At 37.6% G+C, this 17,415-nt stretch carries 20 protein-coding genes and 1 pseudogene; 15 read left to right on the top strand and 6 right to left on the bottom strand.

Annotated elements, in window-relative coordinates; genetic code table 11:
• Positions 1 to 215 precede the first annotated feature (215 nt).
• The 10 genes and pseudogenes from PaeCFBP13512_RS19625 to PaeCFBP13512_RS19580 all read left to right on the top strand — a co-directional run bounded on the left by PaeCFBP13512_RS19625 (position 216) and on the right by PaeCFBP13512_RS19580 (position 5,799).
• A pseudogene (locus PaeCFBP13512_RS19625) lies at positions 216 to 502 on the top strand (zincin-like metallopeptidase toxin domain-containing protein).
• Between the two features lie 3 nt (positions 503 to 505).
• Positions 506 to 913: a hypothetical protein gene (locus tag PaeCFBP13512_RS19620; protein ID WP_371748109.1), complete on the top strand. Its 408-nt coding sequence runs from the start codon at positions 506 to 508 to the stop codon at positions 911 to 913.
• A 115-nt stretch (positions 914 to 1,028) separates the two neighbouring features.
• Positions 1,029 to 1,781, top strand: a complete 753-nt coding sequence (locus tag PaeCFBP13512_RS19615) for a pre-toxin TG domain-containing protein (protein ID WP_137225503.1) — start codon at positions 1,029 to 1,031, stop codon at positions 1,779 to 1,781.
• A 1-nt stretch (position 1,782) separates the two neighbouring features.
• Entirely contained in the window at positions 1,783 to 2,265 is a 483-nt protein-coding gene (locus PaeCFBP13512_RS19610; protein WP_069328602.1) for a hypothetical protein, read from the top strand.
• 118 nt (positions 2,266 to 2,383) lie between these two features.
• Positions 2,384 to 2,992: a pre-toxin TG domain-containing protein gene (locus PaeCFBP13512_RS19605; RefSeq protein ID WP_137225501.1), complete on the top strand. Its 609-nt coding sequence runs from the start codon at positions 2,384 to 2,386 to the stop codon at positions 2,990 to 2,992.
• A gap of 38 nt (positions 2,993 to 3,030) precedes the next feature.
• A complete protein-coding gene (locus tag PaeCFBP13512_RS19600) occupies positions 3,031 to 3,579 on the top strand; it encodes a hypothetical protein (protein ID WP_137225499.1) in 549 nt (182 codons plus the stop codon).
• A 247-nt stretch (positions 3,580 to 3,826) separates the two neighbouring features.
• Complete coding sequence (locus PaeCFBP13512_RS19595) at positions 3,827 to 4,063, top strand: hypothetical protein (RefSeq protein WP_137225497.1); 237 nt, start codon at positions 3,827 to 3,829, stop codon at positions 4,061 to 4,063.
• A gap of 134 nt (positions 4,064 to 4,197) precedes the next feature.
• Entirely contained in the window at positions 4,198 to 4,626 is a 429-nt protein-coding gene (locus tag PaeCFBP13512_RS19590) for a hypothetical protein (RefSeq protein ID WP_137225495.1), read from the top strand.
• A gap of 38 nt (positions 4,627 to 4,664) precedes the next feature.
• Complete coding sequence (locus tag PaeCFBP13512_RS19585; protein ID WP_137225493.1) at positions 4,665 to 5,192, top strand: hypothetical protein; 528 nt, start codon at positions 4,665 to 4,667, stop codon at positions 5,190 to 5,192.
• A gap of 49 nt (positions 5,193 to 5,241) precedes the next feature.
• Positions 5,242 to 5,799, top strand: coding sequence for a GNAT family N-acetyltransferase (locus PaeCFBP13512_RS19580; RefSeq protein WP_137225491.1), 558 nt, complete (start codon positions 5,242 to 5,244; stop codon positions 5,797 to 5,799).
• A gap of 14 nt (positions 5,800 to 5,813) precedes the next feature.
• Here the strand turns inward: PaeCFBP13512_RS19580 and PaeCFBP13512_RS19575 are convergent, their stop codons facing one another.
• Together PaeCFBP13512_RS19575 and PaeCFBP13512_RS19570 are read right to left on the bottom strand one after the other, a co-directional pair.
• Entirely contained in the window at positions 5,814 to 7,151 is a 1,338-nt protein-coding gene (locus PaeCFBP13512_RS19575; RefSeq protein ID WP_137225489.1) for an SCP2 sterol-binding domain-containing protein, read from the bottom strand.
• A 53-nt stretch (positions 7,152 to 7,204) separates the two neighbouring features.
• Complete coding sequence (locus tag PaeCFBP13512_RS19570; RefSeq protein WP_137225487.1) at positions 7,205 to 7,669, bottom strand: MarR family winged helix-turn-helix transcriptional regulator; 465 nt, start codon at positions 7,667 to 7,669, stop codon at positions 7,205 to 7,207.
• A 212-nt stretch (positions 7,670 to 7,881) separates the two neighbouring features.
• On the opposite strand from PaeCFBP13512_RS19570, the gene PaeCFBP13512_RS19565 reads away from it, so the two are divergent.
• Positions 7,882 to 8,907, top strand: coding sequence for a LacI family DNA-binding transcriptional regulator (locus tag PaeCFBP13512_RS19565; RefSeq protein WP_137225485.1), 1,026 nt, complete (start codon positions 7,882 to 7,884; stop codon positions 8,905 to 8,907).
• Between the two features lie 103 nt (positions 8,908 to 9,010).
• On the opposite strand, the gene PaeCFBP13512_RS19560 is transcribed toward PaeCFBP13512_RS19565, so the two are convergent.
• A complete protein-coding gene (locus tag PaeCFBP13512_RS19560; RefSeq protein WP_342671995.1) occupies positions 9,011 to 9,466 on the bottom strand; it encodes a GNAT family N-acetyltransferase in 456 nt (151 codons plus the stop codon).
• Between the two features lie 314 nt (positions 9,467 to 9,780).
• Between PaeCFBP13512_RS19560 and PaeCFBP13512_RS23600 the strand changes: the two genes are divergently transcribed.
• The 4 genes from PaeCFBP13512_RS23600 (at position 9,781) to hxlB (ending at position 14,386) form a co-directional block, all read left to right on the top strand.
• On the top strand, positions 9,781 to 11,685 hold the full coding sequence (locus PaeCFBP13512_RS23600) for a PfkB family carbohydrate kinase (RefSeq protein WP_137225483.1): 1,905 nt from the start codon (positions 9,781 to 9,783) through the stop codon (positions 11,683 to 11,685).
• 2 nt (positions 11,686 to 11,687) lie between these two features.
• Positions 11,688 to 12,986 carry an MFS transporter gene (locus PaeCFBP13512_RS19550; protein WP_137225481.1) on the top strand — a complete coding sequence of 433 codons (1,299 nt, stop codon included), beginning with the start codon at positions 11,688 to 11,690 and terminating at the stop codon, positions 12,984 to 12,986.
• Between the two features lie 114 nt (positions 12,987 to 13,100).
• A complete protein-coding gene (gene hxlA, locus PaeCFBP13512_RS19545; RefSeq protein ID WP_342671994.1) occupies positions 13,101 to 13,796 on the top strand; it encodes a 3-hexulose-6-phosphate synthase in 696 nt (231 codons plus the stop codon).
• 26 nt (positions 13,797 to 13,822) lie between these two features.
• A complete protein-coding gene (gene hxlB, locus PaeCFBP13512_RS19540; RefSeq protein ID WP_137225479.1) occupies positions 13,823 to 14,386 on the top strand; it encodes a 6-phospho-3-hexuloisomerase in 564 nt (187 codons plus the stop codon).
• A gap of 16 nt (positions 14,387 to 14,402) precedes the next feature.
• On the opposite strand, the gene PaeCFBP13512_RS19535 is transcribed toward hxlB, so the two are convergent.
• From PaeCFBP13512_RS19535 to PaeCFBP13512_RS19525, 3 genes are all read right to left on the bottom strand, one after another.
• Complete coding sequence (locus tag PaeCFBP13512_RS19535) at positions 14,403 to 14,693, bottom strand: DUF5316 family protein (protein ID WP_069327528.1); 291 nt, start codon at positions 14,691 to 14,693, stop codon at positions 14,403 to 14,405.
• A gap of 138 nt (positions 14,694 to 14,831) precedes the next feature.
• Positions 14,832 to 15,560, bottom strand: a complete 729-nt coding sequence (locus PaeCFBP13512_RS19530; protein ID WP_137225477.1) for an amino acid ABC transporter ATP-binding protein — start codon at positions 15,558 to 15,560, stop codon at positions 14,832 to 14,834.
• On the bottom strand, positions 15,553 to 17,010 hold the full coding sequence (locus PaeCFBP13512_RS19525) for an amino acid ABC transporter substrate-binding protein/permease (RefSeq protein WP_069327526.1): 1,458 nt from the start codon (positions 17,008 to 17,010) through the stop codon (positions 15,553 to 15,555). Before PaeCFBP13512_RS19525 ends, PaeCFBP13512_RS19530 begins: the two co-directional genes overlap by 8 nt.
• Between the last annotated feature and the right edge of the window lie 405 nt (positions 17,011 to 17,415).

The following is a 17,415-nucleotide window of genomic DNA, read 5'->3' as shown; positions in this document are numbered from 1 at the left end:
TAAAAAAAGTATTAGAAGATTTTATTATTAAAATTTATTCATAGAGATTTAATTGAAAAGTGTTTCTCAAAATTATAATTGATTATTTAGTAATTCTCAAAACAGGTCAATCATGGTTCTTTATCATGGTTGACCTGTTTTATTAAAATTATATGAAAATCATAATATTTATTAAAGATTAATCGAAAATGGGTTAATATGGAATTAATGTAAAAGTGGATAAGAAAGGAAAAGTACTTCGAGGTGAGCTTGAAGCAGGCTTTGATTATGGTAGCGGGGAAATATGGATCAAGAAAAACCCAAGCTTAATTTGTATCATGAAGGATATCATGCAGAGCAATGGTTAGCGATAGGAAAAGAAGCTTATATGAATCTTAATCGATTAGAACGGGAAGAATATGTATTTTCGAGAGTGATGCAAAATGAAAATTTATTTGATACACCATCAATTAATCATTCAAAAGAATACATTGATAGATTACGTTCAAAATATAATAATTAGAAGGTGAATAAATTGAGAAGATATAATAGAACTAAAGAAGAGTTAAAGAAAATACTTGAAGAAGTAGATCGGAATTTTCCAAGACATCATCGTAGGGTCGAAGAAATTACTGTAGAAACTGTATTAAAACCAGAAGAAGCAATAGCAATTGCTAAAAAGTATCTTCAAGAAAAAAAGATGGATGGAACTGTGAATGAACAAATTAAAAATTTGTTTTTTGATGAAGCCTATACGTTTGGAATTAATGAAGAGGATCGAGATTTTGATGATCTTCGACCAGCATGGAGAGTGACAGTTGATCTGCCACCAAGTACGTTTACTTTTGAAGACTACACGTTAATTGTATCGGATCGAGATAAAAAAGTACTGGGCATCTTAGATGCAAATGGTCATCCAGCTAATTTAAGATAATTATAATAAAGCTATACAAAAGAAACATGAAATGACTAACAGCCATTTCATGTTTCTTTTTCTTTTTCAGTTTATTAAAATTAATATATGAAAGAGTATTGATGCTGGACTGACCATGAATCGCTATGCGTATGTGAATGGAAATCCGATTTCGTATATTGATCCGTTTGGACTGAGTGCAGATGGAGATTCTTGGTTCGCAACAGGATTAAGCTATGGAGCCGATGCGATTCCTGTTTTGGGAACCGTGAAAGGTTTCCAAGAAACGATTACGGGCGTCAACTACATTACAGGTGAGCAATTGTCTGTAGCTGACCGAGTCGCCAATGGGATTGGTTCATTAACGGGCTTGATTCCAATTCCGGGGACAAAATATGTCGGTAAATATGGAACCGAAGCGACAATTGATGCAGGTAGTTGGGTTGTTAAGCAGTTTGGGAAGAATGAAACCAAGCAAGTAGCGAGTAAGTTACCACTAAAAGTTAATTTGCAGTTATTTGCTAAAGAGATAGAAACTCCTAGAACTTTTTTTGATGATATGGATGCTGCTGAAGCTTCTAGATATCAGAGATATTGGGAACAGAACATAAATCCAAATTATAAAGGAAATCCAAACACAAGGCAGAGAACTTATGCTGTACCTGGTACACGAAGCATTATAGATCAAAAGTTAAGTAACACTGGAGAATTGTACAAGAGAGAAACAATTTATGATCAGTTTGGTAGAAGGATAGGAAATAATGATTATACAAATCATGGTAAGCCGCATCATCATGAGAGTCCGCATTATCATCCTAATCCATGGCAAAATCCTACACAACATGGACCGAATAATGCAGGTCTTCATCCTGATACTCCGAGGTGGTAATATGATACCAATTGCCCATTATCTTTTTGCAATATCGTATAGTGGTTATTATCAAAAGAAAGATTGGCAGAATTGGGCTGACCAACGCATTATGAAACAGATATTAGTAGAAGATTGGTTGATTAGTATTTCGCTATCTAATAGCATTGAAATGTTAAGTGATGCACTTAGTGATTTATTGATTTCGGAGAGAGCCGATATGGAAAATAAAATTACTTCTAGTGATGCAATAATTGGATATTTTTACCTGATGTATTTAGAAGGAAAACTATCTATTTATGAATTACTCTTAAATTCTGGAGACGAGGCAGATGGTGGTGAAGGTGCGTCTATTGAATGTGAAGAATGGTACGCACTAAGTACTAATTTAGAAGGAAATATATTTTTAGCAGAAGAAGCTACTTTTAAAAAGAAAATAGCAGCATTATATGCTCCTTTTAAAAAGATTGCTCAATTGCAATTGGAAGAATTAGAAAACTATTAATATCATTTTAACCTTGCGTAGCTTCATGCTTTGCAAGGTTTTTTTGTGAAGGAGTATTTATTATGGGCATCTCATTTCATGTATAGATCCATTTGGACTCAGTACAGATAGTGACGAGATGTTGAAAACGGTTGGCAGTTTCTTAGCGGATGCTGTGCCTATTTTAGGAACGGTAAAAGGTGTACAGGAAGTCTTTACAGGAACAGATTATGTGACAGGTCAAGAACTTTCTGTAGGAGACCGAGTTGCTACTGGAGTAGGCACGCTAATTAGCTTTGTCCCTGGCGGGAAAGTGGTTGGGAAGACAGCAACTAAGAGCGCTATTGATGGTGGTAGCTGGCTTTTGGCAAAAGTAAATAAAAAAATGAGTAGAACGGGAGCATATAATACCAATTTCTCAGGCGTAGCATCTGAGGGATTGGGAAAATTCGAAAGAATGGAGATAACTGTATCGCAAAAGGGACTTGAAATCGTTAAAAGCCATATCTCCACTTTTGATTCGTATGCTCCGAATCAAGCAATGATACAAAGGTTAGAAAATTTTTTAAAGAGTGGAAAAGCATTAACGGGAGCAGATGCGAGTTTTTACATGCACGAAGTTTCTGAGTTCACTAAAATGGGAAAAGGTATGGATTATGATATGACTCATGCTTTTGCATTAGAAAAATATAATGTTTCACCATTTAGCGTTTATCATCCCGATGTTATAAAATCTATGCCAGGATAGTTTAATTCATTATGGTACAAATTTTGGGGGTTAGAAAAATGAATACTATTTTGGATTTAGGTAAATTCAGAAAGGCAGTAGTATGGAAAGACGAATCTCCACTCATTATGGATAAAGCAGATTATGAATTAAAAACGTTATTACAATTGAATAAACCAATAGTTTCTAAATATCAAAAATTAGTACTTGAGTTAAAATTGCCTAGGAACAGTTCATGCTATGCACTGCTTGGAGTAGAATATAATCCTAATCAAAATTCAGAATTAATGATTGAAATTCATGTAAAGGATTCTAATACTATTTTTTATAAATCTAAACTTCAATTACATGAAGATATTTACTCAGGTATTCCAACTGAATATGCCAATTCAATTATTAGTTCTGCAAAGGAGAAAATACTTGAATCTAATTGGAAGTATGCAGGTAGCCTTGTTTTTCTCTTAGGTGCCCATAGTTTGATTGGTTCTAGTGAAACAGTATTCTCAAAAGCTACAAAAATTTTAATAGCTTTATTAACAAATGAATTTTCTGAAGAATCTTGTTTAAGTGATGATTTAGTAATTAAAGAAGAATTAGATAGCTATTAATATAATACTAGCCTTGCTTAGCTTTATGCTTTGCAAGGTTTCTTTCTTGTGAAGTACTATTCATTGTGGAAATCCAATCTCGTATATTGATCCGTGTGAACTGAGTATAAATAGCGATGAGATATTTAAAAGGGTTGGAAATTTCTTAGCGGATGCTGTTCCTATTTTGGGAACGGTAAAAAGTGTACAGGAAGTCTTTACAGGAAAAGATTATGTGATAGGTTAAGAACTTTCTGTAGGAGACCGATTGGCTAAAGGAGATTTTACAAAGATGGTTCATATAAATAAAAGTGAAGGTGATAATATGGAACTTAGATCATATAATTATTTATGGGAGACTAATGAATATTTTCTAGAAAAAATGAGCGAAGGTTATTTGATTATTCATAAAAAGAATAATACTGTGCTCCTTATAGAAGATGATGGCTTATACGATAAAATCATAGAGCAGATGATTAAAGCTAAATGTGAAATTAGAGATTGATTCATAAGCGACTATTGATTTAGATCACCAGTGACAACTTAAAAAGAAGAAATATTTGTAATCTCAATCAAAAGTAATTCTTTGCTCTAAGCCTTTCAAGGTTACACATAGAATAATAAAAAGGAGTGAACTCATTGAACAATAATGATTTGAAAAAATCTACATTTATACTTAGACTCGACCACAAGTATTTCAGAAATGAGAACATTTGTTTAAGAGGACAACTTGTTGAAATAATCAATTGTATTAAAGAGGAAACTTCGGATCTTGTTTGGTTTACATTCGATGTAGTTGGTAGTAGCAATCAAGTCGTTAAAGAATTATTTCCGGATGAATATTCGGAGTTTCTAAGTACAGAAGAATTGATCCAAAAAGCAAATGAGATCATTCAGTTCTATTCAGGAGTGTTCATAGGCATTAAGAAGGGCAAACATGTAGAATGGAACTCTGATCGTTTACCAGACACAGAAGAAGATGAAGGCTTACAGCACCTCGAAGCAGAAATCGAAATTCGCCCATTTGATACTTCCTATTTTGAAGTCGTAGTATCGAATATAAAATAAAATCTTGTTTGATGCTATCCAATTAATAATATGCTTTAATGAAAACTAAAGAAAAGAACACTTGGGATCAAGGAGCACATAAAGTGAAAAATCAGCCGAAGTATGCAAAAAATATCATAGTTTTAGTTCAATACATGAAGTCTTACAAATGGTTTGTTACAGATAAGGAAATATGGTTTTTAGATTTCAAAAAATTAATTTCTGCTTATCATGAGAATGGTTTTGATATTCCTAATCCCAATGACTTTTTGGAAAGATTTAATATTCCTGTAGTTAACGAAGAGACAGCCGAAGAATTTTTAGAGAAAATTATAGATAGTGAAGTTAAAGTAGAAGAACTCAAAAATATATTGAAACAAGACACACATGTACATATGTTAGACATGTCCCCTTCTTTATACATTAATTTCGATCAGAAAGAATTGATATCTTACTATCCTGAACCTGCTTCTTATGAATTATATGTACCCGATGGATGGATTGGAAGTTATAAAGATTTTATTAAAGATGTTCCTGAAATCTATTGTTATTGGATAATAGATGGAAATAATTTATTTTACAGATAGAGTAAATAAGATCTGCATTTGAGCCTATACTAAGATGGAGGAATACCTTATGCACTTAGAAACACAGCGACTTGTTATTCGAGAAATACAAGATACCGATTGGAAAGCGATACATACCTATACTCAATTACCTGAAGTCACACAGCACACAGCATGGGGGCCAAATACTGAAGCAGATACTCAAGCGTATGTGAAAGAAGTGATCGCTCAACAACAGCAATCGTCTCGTCAAGATTATGAATTCGCCATTTGCCTCCAGCATGAAGCTACGTTAATCGGCGGGATTGGTATTCATGTTCACCAGACGAATGCTGAGATTGGTTATGTACTGAACCCTGATCATCAGGGCAAAGGTTATGTGACAGAAGCGGCTCAAGCTATACTCACTTATGGATTTGAGACATTGGATGTACATCGAATCTATGCTACTTGTCGTCCGGCTAATAGAGCTTCTGAGAAAGTTATGCAAAAGATCGGAATGACACGTGAAGGCATGATGCGTGAACACTGGTATTATAAAGGCGAATTTCATGATTCCTATCTGTACTCTATATTGGCAAAAGAATATCGAAAACACTCCAACGAATCAAATAAAAAGAAACTTTGAATAAGATATGTTCATTAAGCAAAGCATTTCTCAAATTTGATTAACAATTTGGGATTGCCTTTGAATCTGAGTTTGCCTGTTAGTAATGCTACGCCTACATTTTTTTCTTTCGCCACAATTTTAAGCCATGTTTTGCTATCTACTGTAATCTGAATATCGGGTTTGCCATGAAGACCGTCTGTAACCTGAAGCTTTTTATCGCGAATATCGAATGTGGTTTGTCTCGTTTCATTGCCGGTGAATGTGAAATGATACGTACAGTTTACATCGGTGGCTTGATTAGGTTGAAATACATGAGGCATCAGGGTGACCAAAAGACTGATCGAATTTGGTATAAGTCCATTTCCAACACGTTTGACTGTTTTATGGGGAAAACGTTTTTGAACATGTGCTTCTGCATCTGAGCCAGGAATAACATATATCGTCTCTTCTTTGGCTTGCAATGGCTTCAGGATATCGTTCATAAACCCTTTACGATCTTGTAGAAATGGTCCGATGACATCATCGCCAGCAGGACAAACGGATAAGCAATAAGCGGCTTTGTAGTTAGCGCCAAAACTCAAACTTTGCCACCATGAAGCGGATTCTGTTGCAGGAACTTCATTCCGAAATTCTTTCGTGTTCTTGCTATCCACAATCGTTTCTACAAAATCGCTAAAACCGCCCATAAACTCACGATAATTGTGTGTAGCGCATGATGAAAAGTTAAATTGTCCATCTGCACCAATCGCACCCACAGGGCAGGCAGCCACACAAAGCTTGCATTCCAGACATGGATTGTAATCAATCGGTCGATCTTCTTTGTTGACTTTAGCATCTAGTATAATAGCACCAAGAAGAATAAAATTTCCGAACTTCGGATGAATCACATTACGATGAATGCCCATCTTACCTAATCCTGCGGCAACGGCAACAGGTTTGAGTGAAACAACCCATGCTTTACCAGGAAACTTATCCATTTCCATCGGGAAACCCATAGCTGCATTTAAAGCTCGTACTCCTCGTGCTTCTAAGGCAGATACGATGTTATGGGATGTGTCGGCTACCTTATCTCCAGTATGATGAAATTCAATATTAGCAAGAGAACGTGCAGGGGTACGGATCGGTTCTCGATTCATTCTGGAAACGAAACTGATCATCGTTTTGGCATGCGGAAATACAGATAGAATATCCTCACGCTGATCATCCAATTCGGAGCGTTCGATAGAGATCACTCCCACATCATCTGCTCCAGCTTCAAGACATAATTCGCGTATCCAATCATAATCAAGTGTTTCATTGTCAAGAGTAGGGGATTGTGCGGCGGATTCATAGTAACGCAGAACGGTAGGATGTTTTTTCATATCAGCCATGTTTATCTGCTCCTTTTAATTAGGTGTATATACACCTTTTTAATTAAAAAAAATTAATTTTCTCTATTTAGCTTAACAATATCAGACAATTGACCAAGTAAACCTGTATAACGTGTCTCACCCATATAGTCTTGAACACGGGTCTGTGCCTGTTCCCACAATGGAAGTGCACGGTCGAGAAGTTCTTTACCTTCAGGTGTTAAAGCAATAAAACGTTTTCTACGATCCTTTCCTTCTGTAATAGATACCCAGCCGTTTCTCTCAAGAGGCTTTAGATCCCGTGGTAAAGTAGTACGATCCATAAGAAGTACTTCGGCAAGAGATGTAATAGTGACAGAGCCAGTCTGTTCAAGTGCCATTAGCAAAGATAACTGTGTAGCTCTGATCCCGACAGGTCTTAAATATTCATCGTATAAACTCGTAATAAATCGTGAAGCTTTTCTAAAATTCAAGCAAGCACACATTGTGGTATAATCGATTTTCTCTGGAAAATCGGAAGTTGAATGTTGTTTTGTCATAAATATGAGTATATACACATATTTGTTGATGTCAATATAATGATGATCTTTACTTGTATATCCTATCTATAAATCAGAGTGATCTTATTCTTAAAATGTAGATGGTTGTGCTACAATAAATCCTTACGCTATGATAATATTCAATCACAGATTAACCCTATCCGTATGTGCATGTTTAACTACACTCGGATCATAGAGAAAGGGCAGTAACTATGGCGAAAATGACAATGGCAGATGTGGCTCGTGAAGCAGGAGTATCCAAAAGTACAGTCTCCCAGTATCTAAACGGGCGTTATGAATATATGAGCAGTACAACCAAAGACAAAATAGCTGCGGCGATTCAAGCATTGGATTATCGTCCCAATGTGCTAGCACGTAGTTTGAAACAAAAGCGTACATTTACTATTGGTGTGATCGTGGCGAATATGTTGCATCAATTTTCATTAGAAGTTTGTCGGGGGATCGAGAGTTATTGTCGAGAACAAGGCATTAGTGTGATCCTTTGCAATACAGATGAAGATGAAGCAAGAGAACGAGAAGATTTGGAATTACTGCGTTCCAAACAAGTCGATGGTGTGATTGCTTTTCCATCGGGTCAGTTAAAACCGTTGTACCAGAAGTTAGTTCAAGAAGGATTCCCATTGGTATTTGTAGATCGGAAGCTTGAAGGCGTACAGGTCAATCGTGTAGTAGTCGACAATGAACAAGCTGCTTATACGGCGACAGAACACTTGATTACTAGCGGGCACCAACAGATTGCGATGCTAACGGCACCTTTAACAATTTCGACTCGGGTAGAACGGGTTCAAGGATATACAAGGGCGATGCAGGAAAAGTTACCACAGATCAGACCGATGATAATCTCGGATGAAGTCGGGCAACTACGACACCAATTAAGTGCATGGACAGATCAGCACCAATTACCAACTGCGATTATTGCTGGAAATGATCTAGTCTTGCTAGAAGTACTGGCTTTTCTCAAAGAACATCAGTTACAGATTCCGCAAGATATGGCTTTGATTGTGTTTGATAATATTCCATTTGCAGAGTTATTGACCCCTACATTATCTACGATTATTCAGCCTTCTCATGATATGGGCAGACAAGCCGCAGAAATGCTGATCGCTTCGATCTCCGCAGAGAGTACTGGGCAAGTACCACCAGCGATACAAGAAAAGCAATTTACCTGTACATTGATGATTCGAGAGTCTTCTGCTCAAGTCATTAATATACAATAAAATGAATAGTATGCTTTTTAGCTTTTTAAATATATATATTGTAATGATATAAAAAAGACTGCTTCAGATCACAGTTACAGATCTTGAGCAGTCTCTTTTTGCGTTACACGATCATATAATCAACCCAATCGATTCGTGTACATCCCATTTGATCAAAAAAGCGATGAGCACGTGTATTATGTGGAGCCGCTACCCAGCTCATATGAGCAAATCCATGATCTTGAGTATATTTGTGACAGTGCTTAAACAATTGAACTTCAACTTCAGTATCTCGTAAATGTTCTTGCAGATACAGATCGTTCATAATGGTCACTTTTTCTGCTTTGATCGAGCTAAATGAGAAGTATAATGTTGCAAATCCTACAGTCTGATTATTTTGTTTGACTACAAATTGAACCCCTAATTGCAATTCCAATAACGTATGGATCAGATGGTGAAGCTTTTCTACAGCAGGCTTCGGCTTTTGATAAAAGTCTCCGATGTATTCATTCATAATAGTGGTCAATGCGTCTACATCTGTACTTGTTGCTTGACGGATAACAGTAGGTATAGATTCCAATACAATCATCTCCTTTATGTATAAGAGATTAATATACACTATTATGTATAAATATACAATTTAATATGTAATAACTCATCTGGGATAGCACGATTAGTTCAAAAGTACCTTTTACCATATAAATACAGATAACGTTTACAAAAAGGCTTGTATTTCTAAAATGATTGGATTATACTCACTTCATAAACCGATTTACTAAACCGATTTATCAAAAGCCTTTTACAAATGAAATGGATGAATATCTTACAGATGAATAGTGAAATAACAGACATCTTTATTATACGAATGCGAAAAGCTGAAAGGAGTACACATCGATGACCACTACCATTATCCCAACATCTGTATTTGCAGATGTTGTTCATAGCAAAGTACCTCAAGCACAAGTGGCGACACGTATTGCTGAGATTGGAGCGGAGGGTATAGAGATTCGGCGTGAATGGTTTGTAGAGTCTGATCTGTTATTGCCTTTAGATCAATGCAGACAAGCGATTGAGCAAGCAAATCTTGCATATACTGTTTATTCGGTACCTGCATCGTTATGGCAAGATACTCATTTGCTAGATCAAGACATTCTTTATCGTTCTTTGAGAGAAGCACAGCAATTAGGAGCCGATGCAGTGAAATTGTCACTCGGTCACTATGAAGTGACACAGTCGTCTATAGAAGGACTTCTTGCAAGTCTTGATCAGTTTTTTGCTAATCAAGCTTCAACCTCTAGTTTGCAATTATGGATCGAAAATGATCAGACGCTAGAGGGTGGTGATCCTGCACGGTTGCTTTGCTTTTTTGAACAATTAGCTATTTTGCAAGCGCATTCGCCACTGTATTCGATCGGGATGACTTTTGATATTGGCAACTGGTTATATACAGGACATGATGCTCTTCAAGCTGCCCGGCAGTTAGCACCTTACGTGACGTATATTCATGCTAAGCATTCGGTTCAGCAAGAGAATAGATATCTAACGCTTCCTTTACCGACAGAGGAACAAGCATTGTGGCGTCAAGTCATCGAAATTCTTCCGAATCAAGCATGGCGGGCGATAGAATTTACATTATTAGATGATACACAGATTGAGTATTACAATCATGTACTACGCACAGCAGGAAGGGGCCATCATACGATGGATACTACGACAGATACCGCTAAAGTAGATAAAAATGAGCTTTTAACATCATCCACCTTACCTACCAAAAGTGATAATACATCACTGGATATTGTTACTTTTGGCGAAGCGATGACGATGTTTGTAGCCGAAGAAGTAGGTGATCTGCACAATGTGTCTTTATTTAGTAAACGACTAGCTGGAGCAGAAGCCAATGCAGCGATCGGATTTGCTCGTTTAGGTCTTCGCTCGGGTTGGACAAGTCAGGTAGGAGCCGATGCTTTTGGCACATTTGTACAACAACAATTAGCAAATGAGCATGTCAATCTGGATCATGTACGTGTAGATTCAGAACACCCTACAGGATTTCAGCTCAAATCCAAAGTGATCAGCGGTGACCCGCAAGTACAATATTTTCGTCGTGGATCAGCAGCAAGTCAGATGAGTATCCAGAATCTCGATCTTTCTTATTTTAGTTCAGCTCGGCATTTGCATATGACAGGGATTCCTTTAGCATTATCAGATACTAATCGTGAATTTGCTCAGCATGTTATTCAACATATGCGTGATAACGATAGAAGCATCTCATTTGATCCTAACTTGCGTCCAACATTGTGGAATAGTGAAGCAGAGATGATCCATACGATTAATCAGTTTGCTATTCAAGCAGACATCGTGTTACCGGGTATTGAAGAAGGGCAGATATTAACAGGATCAGTAGTACCGGAAGAGATTGCAGATTTTTACCTAAAGCAAGGGGTGAAAATGGTTGTCGTCAAATTAGGTCCATCTGGTGCATATTACCGCAGTCAGGAGCAAGAAGGTATTGTACCCGGATTTATGGTAGACCATGTAATAGATACAGTTGGTGCAGGCGATGGATTTGCTGTTGGAACGGTTAGCGGTTGGTTAGCTGGACTTACCATCGAACAAGCGATTACCAGAGGGTGTGCGATCGGTGCATTAGCAGTCCAATCGATTGGTGATCATGAAGGATATCCTACTGAGCATGAATTACAGCATTTTATCGAGCATCAGCCAAGATATGTATCATCAGCAGACGGAATAGTTGAGCATACTTCAAGTCATGACCCATCTTTGGAAGGAGTGAAATAAACATGCAAGAAAAGACAGCCTTACCTGCTTCTCGTTGGTTGCGATTAATTCCGGTTATTTTTATTACGTATAGTCTGGCTTATCTGGATCGTGCGAATTATAGCTTTGGTGCGGCATCAGGAATGGCACATGATCTGAATATTTCAGCAGCGATGTCGTCGTTACTGGGAGCCCTTTTCTTTCTAGGTTATTTCTTTTTCCAAATTCCGGGCGCTCATTATGCGGAGAAAAAAAGTGCGAAAAAGCTTATTTTCTGGTCGTTGATTCTGTGGGGTGCACTGGCATCTGCAACAGGGATGATTACCAATGTCAATCTATTGATCGTGATCCGCTTTGCACTTGGTGTCGTTGAAAGCGCGGTCATGCCAGCAATGCTTGTTTTTAATGCACACTGGTTTACGAATAAAGAACGCTCACGTGCGAATACCTTTCTGATTCTAGGTAATCCAGCAACGGTATTGTGGATGTCGATTATTTCAGGGTATCTTGTGACTGCTGTAGGTTGGCGGTGGATGTTTATTATAGAAGGAATGCCAGCTATTATCTGGGCATTTGTCTGGTGGAAAGTGGTACAAGATAAGCCTTCTCAAGCTAAATGGTTAACCGATGCGGAGAAACAAGCTTTAGAAGATGAATTGGAACGTGAACAAGCAGGTATGAAGCAAGTGAAGAATTACCGTGAAGCTTTCCGTTCACCCACTGTTATCAAATTAAGTCTACAATACTTTTTCTGGAGTATTGGGGTGTACGGATTTGTGATGTGGTTACCTTCGATTATTGCCAAAGCACCAAATATGACGATGGTATCGACAGGTTGGTTAGCGGCTGTTCCCTATGTGCTCGCTGTCATTCTGATGTTAGTGACTTCATTCTTTTCTGATAAAATGCAAAGCCGTAAAAACTTTGTCTGGCCGTTTCTATTGATTGGAGCACTTGCCTTTTACGGATCGTATCTCATTGGTCCGAATCACTTCTGGATTTCATTTGTATTACTGGTGATTGCAGGTGGAGCGATGTATGCACCGTATGGTCCATTTTTTGCTATCGTACCGGAAGTATTACCTCGTAATGTAGCAGGCGGAGCGATGGCGCTGATTAACAGCATGGGGGCGTTAGGTTCATTTGCAGGTTCTTATATTGTAGGGTATCTGAACGATATCACAGGTGGGTTCGATGCATCGTATATGTTTATGGCGGGCTCGTTACTTTTATCTGCGATCTTAACTATGATGGTACGCAAACCACAGACTCAGAAACCTCAAACTTCTCCAGAATGGAAAACAAAAGTCAGTGCAACTTAAATAAAAGAATAGTGAAAGTGTAAAATAACGTCACACAACAATAGAATAGTGTATTTCTTTTATATCTAAATGATGTAAAAAATAATTTATATTTAGTGAAGGAGCAGAATAAATATGACTGAACAACAGCCAGTGCGTATACAGCTCGCACTAGATCGAATGACGATTCAAGAAGCTATTCATATGGCACAACAAGTCGAACCGTATGTAGATTGGATCGAAGTCGGTACATCGCTTATTAAAGAGTTCGGTATCGAAAGTGTACGTCAGATCAAGCAAGCTTTTCCTGATAAAATCATCGTGGCGGATATCAAAACGTTCGATAATGCGAAATATGAATTTGAACTTTGTTTTGAAGCTGGAGCAGATGTAGCGACGGTTATGGGTGCGGCGCCTGATGCTACATTAGAATTATGTATGCAGACTGCTCGCAAATATCAGAGACAGACGATGATCGATCTGCTAAATGTATCTCAAGAAAAAAGGCATCAACTTAAGCAATATACAGATGCTGTATTATGCCATCATGTGAGCAAAGATGAGCAGGAGCACCACGGACAAGTAGCAGGATCATCTTCTATTCAACAGACTACGACTGATGCCATTGCCAATAACAGTACACCGAAGATTGCTGTAGCTGGTGGAATTACGTTAGAGACGTTGCCGACGATATTACAACAATCGCCTACTGTTGTCATAGTAGGTTCTGCAATTACCCAAGCGCATGATCCTGCTGAAGCTGCTCAACAGATTCGAGAACTAATCCATACATTCTTTTCACAGTCTACAAATACAACAGCTTCAATATAATACATTTTAAAAATGGAGTGATATCTATGAATAACATTCAATCGACAACAGCAGAGCAGATTATTGCTGAGATCAGCCAAGTGATTGCCCATGTACCACAAGAATCAATCAGTAAGCTAGCCACGTTGCTTGTTAACAGTCAGCGTATTTTTGTAACCGGTGAAGGACGATCTGGATTTATGGCCAAATCATTTGCTATGCGCTTAATGCATCTAGGTGCAGATTCTCATGTGATTGGAGAAACGGTGACGCCTGCACTTGCTAGCGGTGATCTACTGATCGCTGTATCTGGATCAGGTACAACCAAATCCGCTATATGGACAACAGACAAAGCTAAAGAGTTAGGATGCTCTATTGTGGCGGTGACTACCGACGAATCATCACCACTGGGTATACTAGCAGATATGATTTTGCATATCCCAGCAGCGACCAAGTATAGACGTGAAGGAGAAGCGGCAAGTATTCAACCTTTGGGATCATTATTTGATCAATGTACACATGTCTTACTGGATGCAGTGTGCTTAGCCTATGGACAACTTCAACAAGTCCAACATGATGACGTATTTGCTAAACATAGCAATGTAGAATAAAGAATAGTATTTCTTTTTAACCCCACAAATATAAGATTATCAATACCATATAAACAGGTAGACTAAACAAAATAATGCTCCATGAATTAACCATACCGCGGTCTCTGGAAGTAGGGTCGATCGCTTGATTCGCTCGCATCCGATCTCCACTGACTAACGTACCTGAAAGAGCCAGTGTAATAACAATTAATATCACGGCAACCACTTGAAGTATATGTTCAAATTCATATGGTAATACAAATTGAACAAAATACAGTACAACTAGAAAAAGAGCACCTGAGCCTAAAAGCAAACCTGTTTTTTTCATAAGAGTATTCACCTTTCTACTATGTAATAGGAATAGCTATGGATCTACAATCTACTAGAATAAAACAAAAGACTGTCGAATGTATATTCGCAGTCTTTTGTGTATTATATCATTTATGATGTTATTACTTTTGAATAACTAGAGTACTTTTTCTAAAAAGCTAATCGTACGTTCGTGTTGAGGATTACCAAATACTTCTTCAGGTGTACCTTCTTCTACCACATAACCACCATCCATAAAGATCACACGATCGGCTACTTCACGAGCAAAGCCCATTTCATGCGTTACGATCATCATGGTCATGCCTTCTTTGGCAAGAGAGTTCATAACACCTAGTACTTCACCGACCATTTCAGGATCAAGTGCAGAAGTCGGTTCATCGAATAACATAATGTCCGGATTCATAGCCAGTGCGCGTGCAATCGCTACACGTTGCTTTTGACCACCTGATAATTGGTTAGGTAGTGCATCGGCTTTATCTGCTAATCCAACACGATCTAGCAATTTGAGAGCGATATTACGAGCTTCTGCTGGAGACGATTTTTTCAGTTCGGTTGGAGCTAACATAATATTTTTGATTACGCTCATATGCGGAAAAAGATTAAAGTGCTGGAACACCATTCCGATATTTTCGCGTACTTTGTTGATATCAGTTTGTTTATCGTTGATGTTGTAATCATCGACAATAACCGTACCTGCTGTAATCTCTTCCAGACGGTTAATACAACGAAGGAAGGTACTTTTACCCGAACCAGATGGACCAATGACACAAACCACTTCGCCTTCTTTAACTTCCAGATCAATACCTTTCAGTACATGATTGGAACCAAAGCTTTTTTTCAGACCGGTTACTTTAATTTTATCCATTGCTGACCTTCCTTTCGATGTGGTTAGAGATTTTGGTAAGGATTGTAATAACAATTAGATACATAATAGCAACGACTAACCAGATATCAAACGATTGGAAAGTACGAGCAATAACGATTTTACCGGATTGTGTCAATTCGACTAGACCGATAACAGACATAATCGATGTATCTTTCAAAGTGATCACTAGCTGATTGATAAATGAAGGGATCATTAATTTTACAGCTTGTGGAATAATAATTTTGATCATCGCTGTACGGTAAGGTAGACCGAGTGAGCGAGCAGCTTCCATTTGTCCACGATCAATCGATTGAATACCACCACGAATAATCTCAGTGACATAAGCTCCTGCGTTCAGACTCAAAGCCAGAACGGAAGCGACAAACAGTGGCATTGTAAATCCAAAGGCTCCTGGAAGACCAAAGTAGATAAAGAATGCTAGTACAAGTAACGGTATACCACGGAATACATCAACGAAAATAGTTGCGATAATACGTAGGATGCGGTTATGACTCACTTTCATAAATCCAAAGATTAAACCTAAAATAAATGCGAAGAATAGTGAAACGATCGTATAAACAACAGTATTTAATAATCCTTTAAGCAAGTAAGGGAAAGACTGTTGAATCAATTCGAATCTACCTAACTTTGCAGCAGGCACACCATTTCCGGATTCACCTAAATATTCTTTTAGAATTTTATCGTATTCACCGTTGCTACGAATATTAGCCAAACCTGCATTGAATTTTTGTAGCAATTCTGCATTTTTGCCTTTATTGACAGCAAATCCATAAGAACCTTTAGCTTCTTGTTCAGTTGGAGCTAATTGAAGTCCATTTCCTTGTTGAATACCATAAGCCAGTACCGGATAATCATCAAAACCAGCAACTGAATTTCCTGTTTTGATATCATCATAGACCTGTGCAGAATCTTCAAAAGGAACTAGGCTAAAACCATATTTATCTTTGATAGATTCAGCAAATGTATATCCTTGTGTTCCAATTTTGACAGCAACATTTTTACCACGTAAATCTTCATACGATTTAACATCAGCGTTACCTTGCTTAACTGCCATAGCTACGCCAGCTTCAAAATAAGACTTTGAAAAATCAAATGTTTGCTTACGTTCATCGGTAATACTCATTCCAGCAATCATACCGTCAACTTGATCAGTCTGTAATGCTTGAAGAGCTGCATTAAATCCTAACGGCTTAACTTCATAGCTAAAGTTCTGGTCTTTAGCAATTGCCGCTAATATATCCATATCGATTCCTACAAATTCTTGTTTAGCATCTTGAAATTCGAAAGGAGCAAATGTAACATCTGTACCGATTTGATAAGTTTTGCCTTCCTGTGCTTGTGCAGTTGCAGTCGTGGCAAAGCTTCCTGTAGATACTCCAAAGAAAAGAAGGAGAGCCATTACTAACCACATTACCCTAGATTTCTTCATAAAATCCTCCATTTCATTGACTTCTTCATGTCTATTAGCAAGTATTGTCATGCCTATACTTGAATCGAGCGAGAAACAACCTGCTCACGATTCATATTGCTTACAATAGATATCTCAAATTGATATCTTACATCACATGTCTTCCCATTCTACAAAAAAAACAAGCTATTGACTATAGGTCATTGTACTTTTCAGTTAATTATGTATCACGTAAACGGTATCATTCTAATACTGATGTTAGGTATTGCACAAATTATAAGTAATCTCATGCTAAAAATCCAAATATAGTCAATTCACATCATTACTATATTCTTATATGGTTGTGTATCGAAGATGGTATTTAACACCCTGTCACTTTACACCTCCACTACATATGATAAAATGCAATGAACATATTAAGAAGGG

Source organism: Paenibacillus sp. CFBP13512, from assembly GCF_005233705.1.
Classification (GTDB): domain Bacteria; phylum Bacillota; class Bacilli; order Paenibacillales; family Paenibacillaceae; genus Saccharibacillus; species Saccharibacillus nuruki.
Note: the sequence above shows the minus strand (reverse complement) of the source record. Positions and strands in the feature narration are given on the sequence as shown.

Excerpts from the sequence above, each read along its gene's own strand:
- PaeCFBP13512_RS19525 (WP_069327526.1), bottom strand. The coding sequence starts at position 17,010 with ATGAAGAAATCTAGGGTAATGTGGTTAGTAATGGCTCTCCTTCTTTTC.
- PaeCFBP13512_RS23600 (WP_137225483.1), top strand. The coding sequence starts at position 9,781 with ATGACCACTACCATTATCCCAACATCTGTATTTGCAGATGTTGTTCAT.
- hxlA (WP_342671994.1), top strand. The coding sequence starts at position 13,101 with ATGACTGAACAACAGCCAGTGCGTATACAGCTCGCACTAGATCGAATG.
- PaeCFBP13512_RS19615 (WP_137225503.1), top strand. The coding sequence starts at position 1,029 with ATGAATCGCTATGCGTATGTGAATGGAAATCCGATTTCGTATATTGAT.
- PaeCFBP13512_RS19535 (WP_069327528.1), bottom strand. The coding sequence starts at position 14,693 with ATGAAAAAAACAGGTTTGCTTTTAGGCTCAGGTGCTCTTTTTCTAGTT.
- PaeCFBP13512_RS19585 (WP_137225493.1), top strand. The coding sequence starts at position 4,665 with ATGAAAACTAAAGAAAAGAACACTTGGGATCAAGGAGCACATAAAGTG.
- PaeCFBP13512_RS19575 (WP_137225489.1), bottom strand. The coding sequence starts at position 7,151 with ATGGCTGATATGAAAAAACATCCTACCGTTCTGCGTTACTATGAATCC.
- PaeCFBP13512_RS19600 (WP_137225499.1), top strand. The coding sequence starts at position 3,031 with ATGAATACTATTTTGGATTTAGGTAAATTCAGAAAGGCAGTAGTATGG.
- PaeCFBP13512_RS19580 (WP_137225491.1), top strand. The coding sequence starts at position 5,242 with ATGCACTTAGAAACACAGCGACTTGTTATTCGAGAAATACAAGATACC.
- PaeCFBP13512_RS19565 (WP_137225485.1), top strand. The coding sequence starts at position 7,882 with ATGGCGAAAATGACAATGGCAGATGTGGCTCGTGAAGCAGGAGTATCC.
- PaeCFBP13512_RS19570 (WP_137225487.1), bottom strand. The coding sequence starts at position 7,669 with ATGACAAAACAACATTCAACTTCCGATTTTCCAGAGAAAATCGATTAT.
- PaeCFBP13512_RS19605 (WP_137225501.1), top strand. The coding sequence starts at position 2,384 with ATGTTGAAAACGGTTGGCAGTTTCTTAGCGGATGCTGTGCCTATTTTA.
- PaeCFBP13512_RS19530 (WP_137225477.1), bottom strand. The coding sequence starts at position 15,560 with ATGGATAAAATTAAAGTAACCGGTCTGAAAAAAAGCTTTGGTTCCAAT.
- PaeCFBP13512_RS19550 (WP_137225481.1), top strand. The coding sequence starts at position 11,688 with ATGCAAGAAAAGACAGCCTTACCTGCTTCTCGTTGGTTGCGATTAATT.
- hxlB (WP_137225479.1), top strand. The coding sequence starts at position 13,823 with ATGAATAACATTCAATCGACAACAGCAGAGCAGATTATTGCTGAGATC.
- PaeCFBP13512_RS19610 (WP_069328602.1), top strand. The coding sequence starts at position 1,783 with ATGATACCAATTGCCCATTATCTTTTTGCAATATCGTATAGTGGTTAT.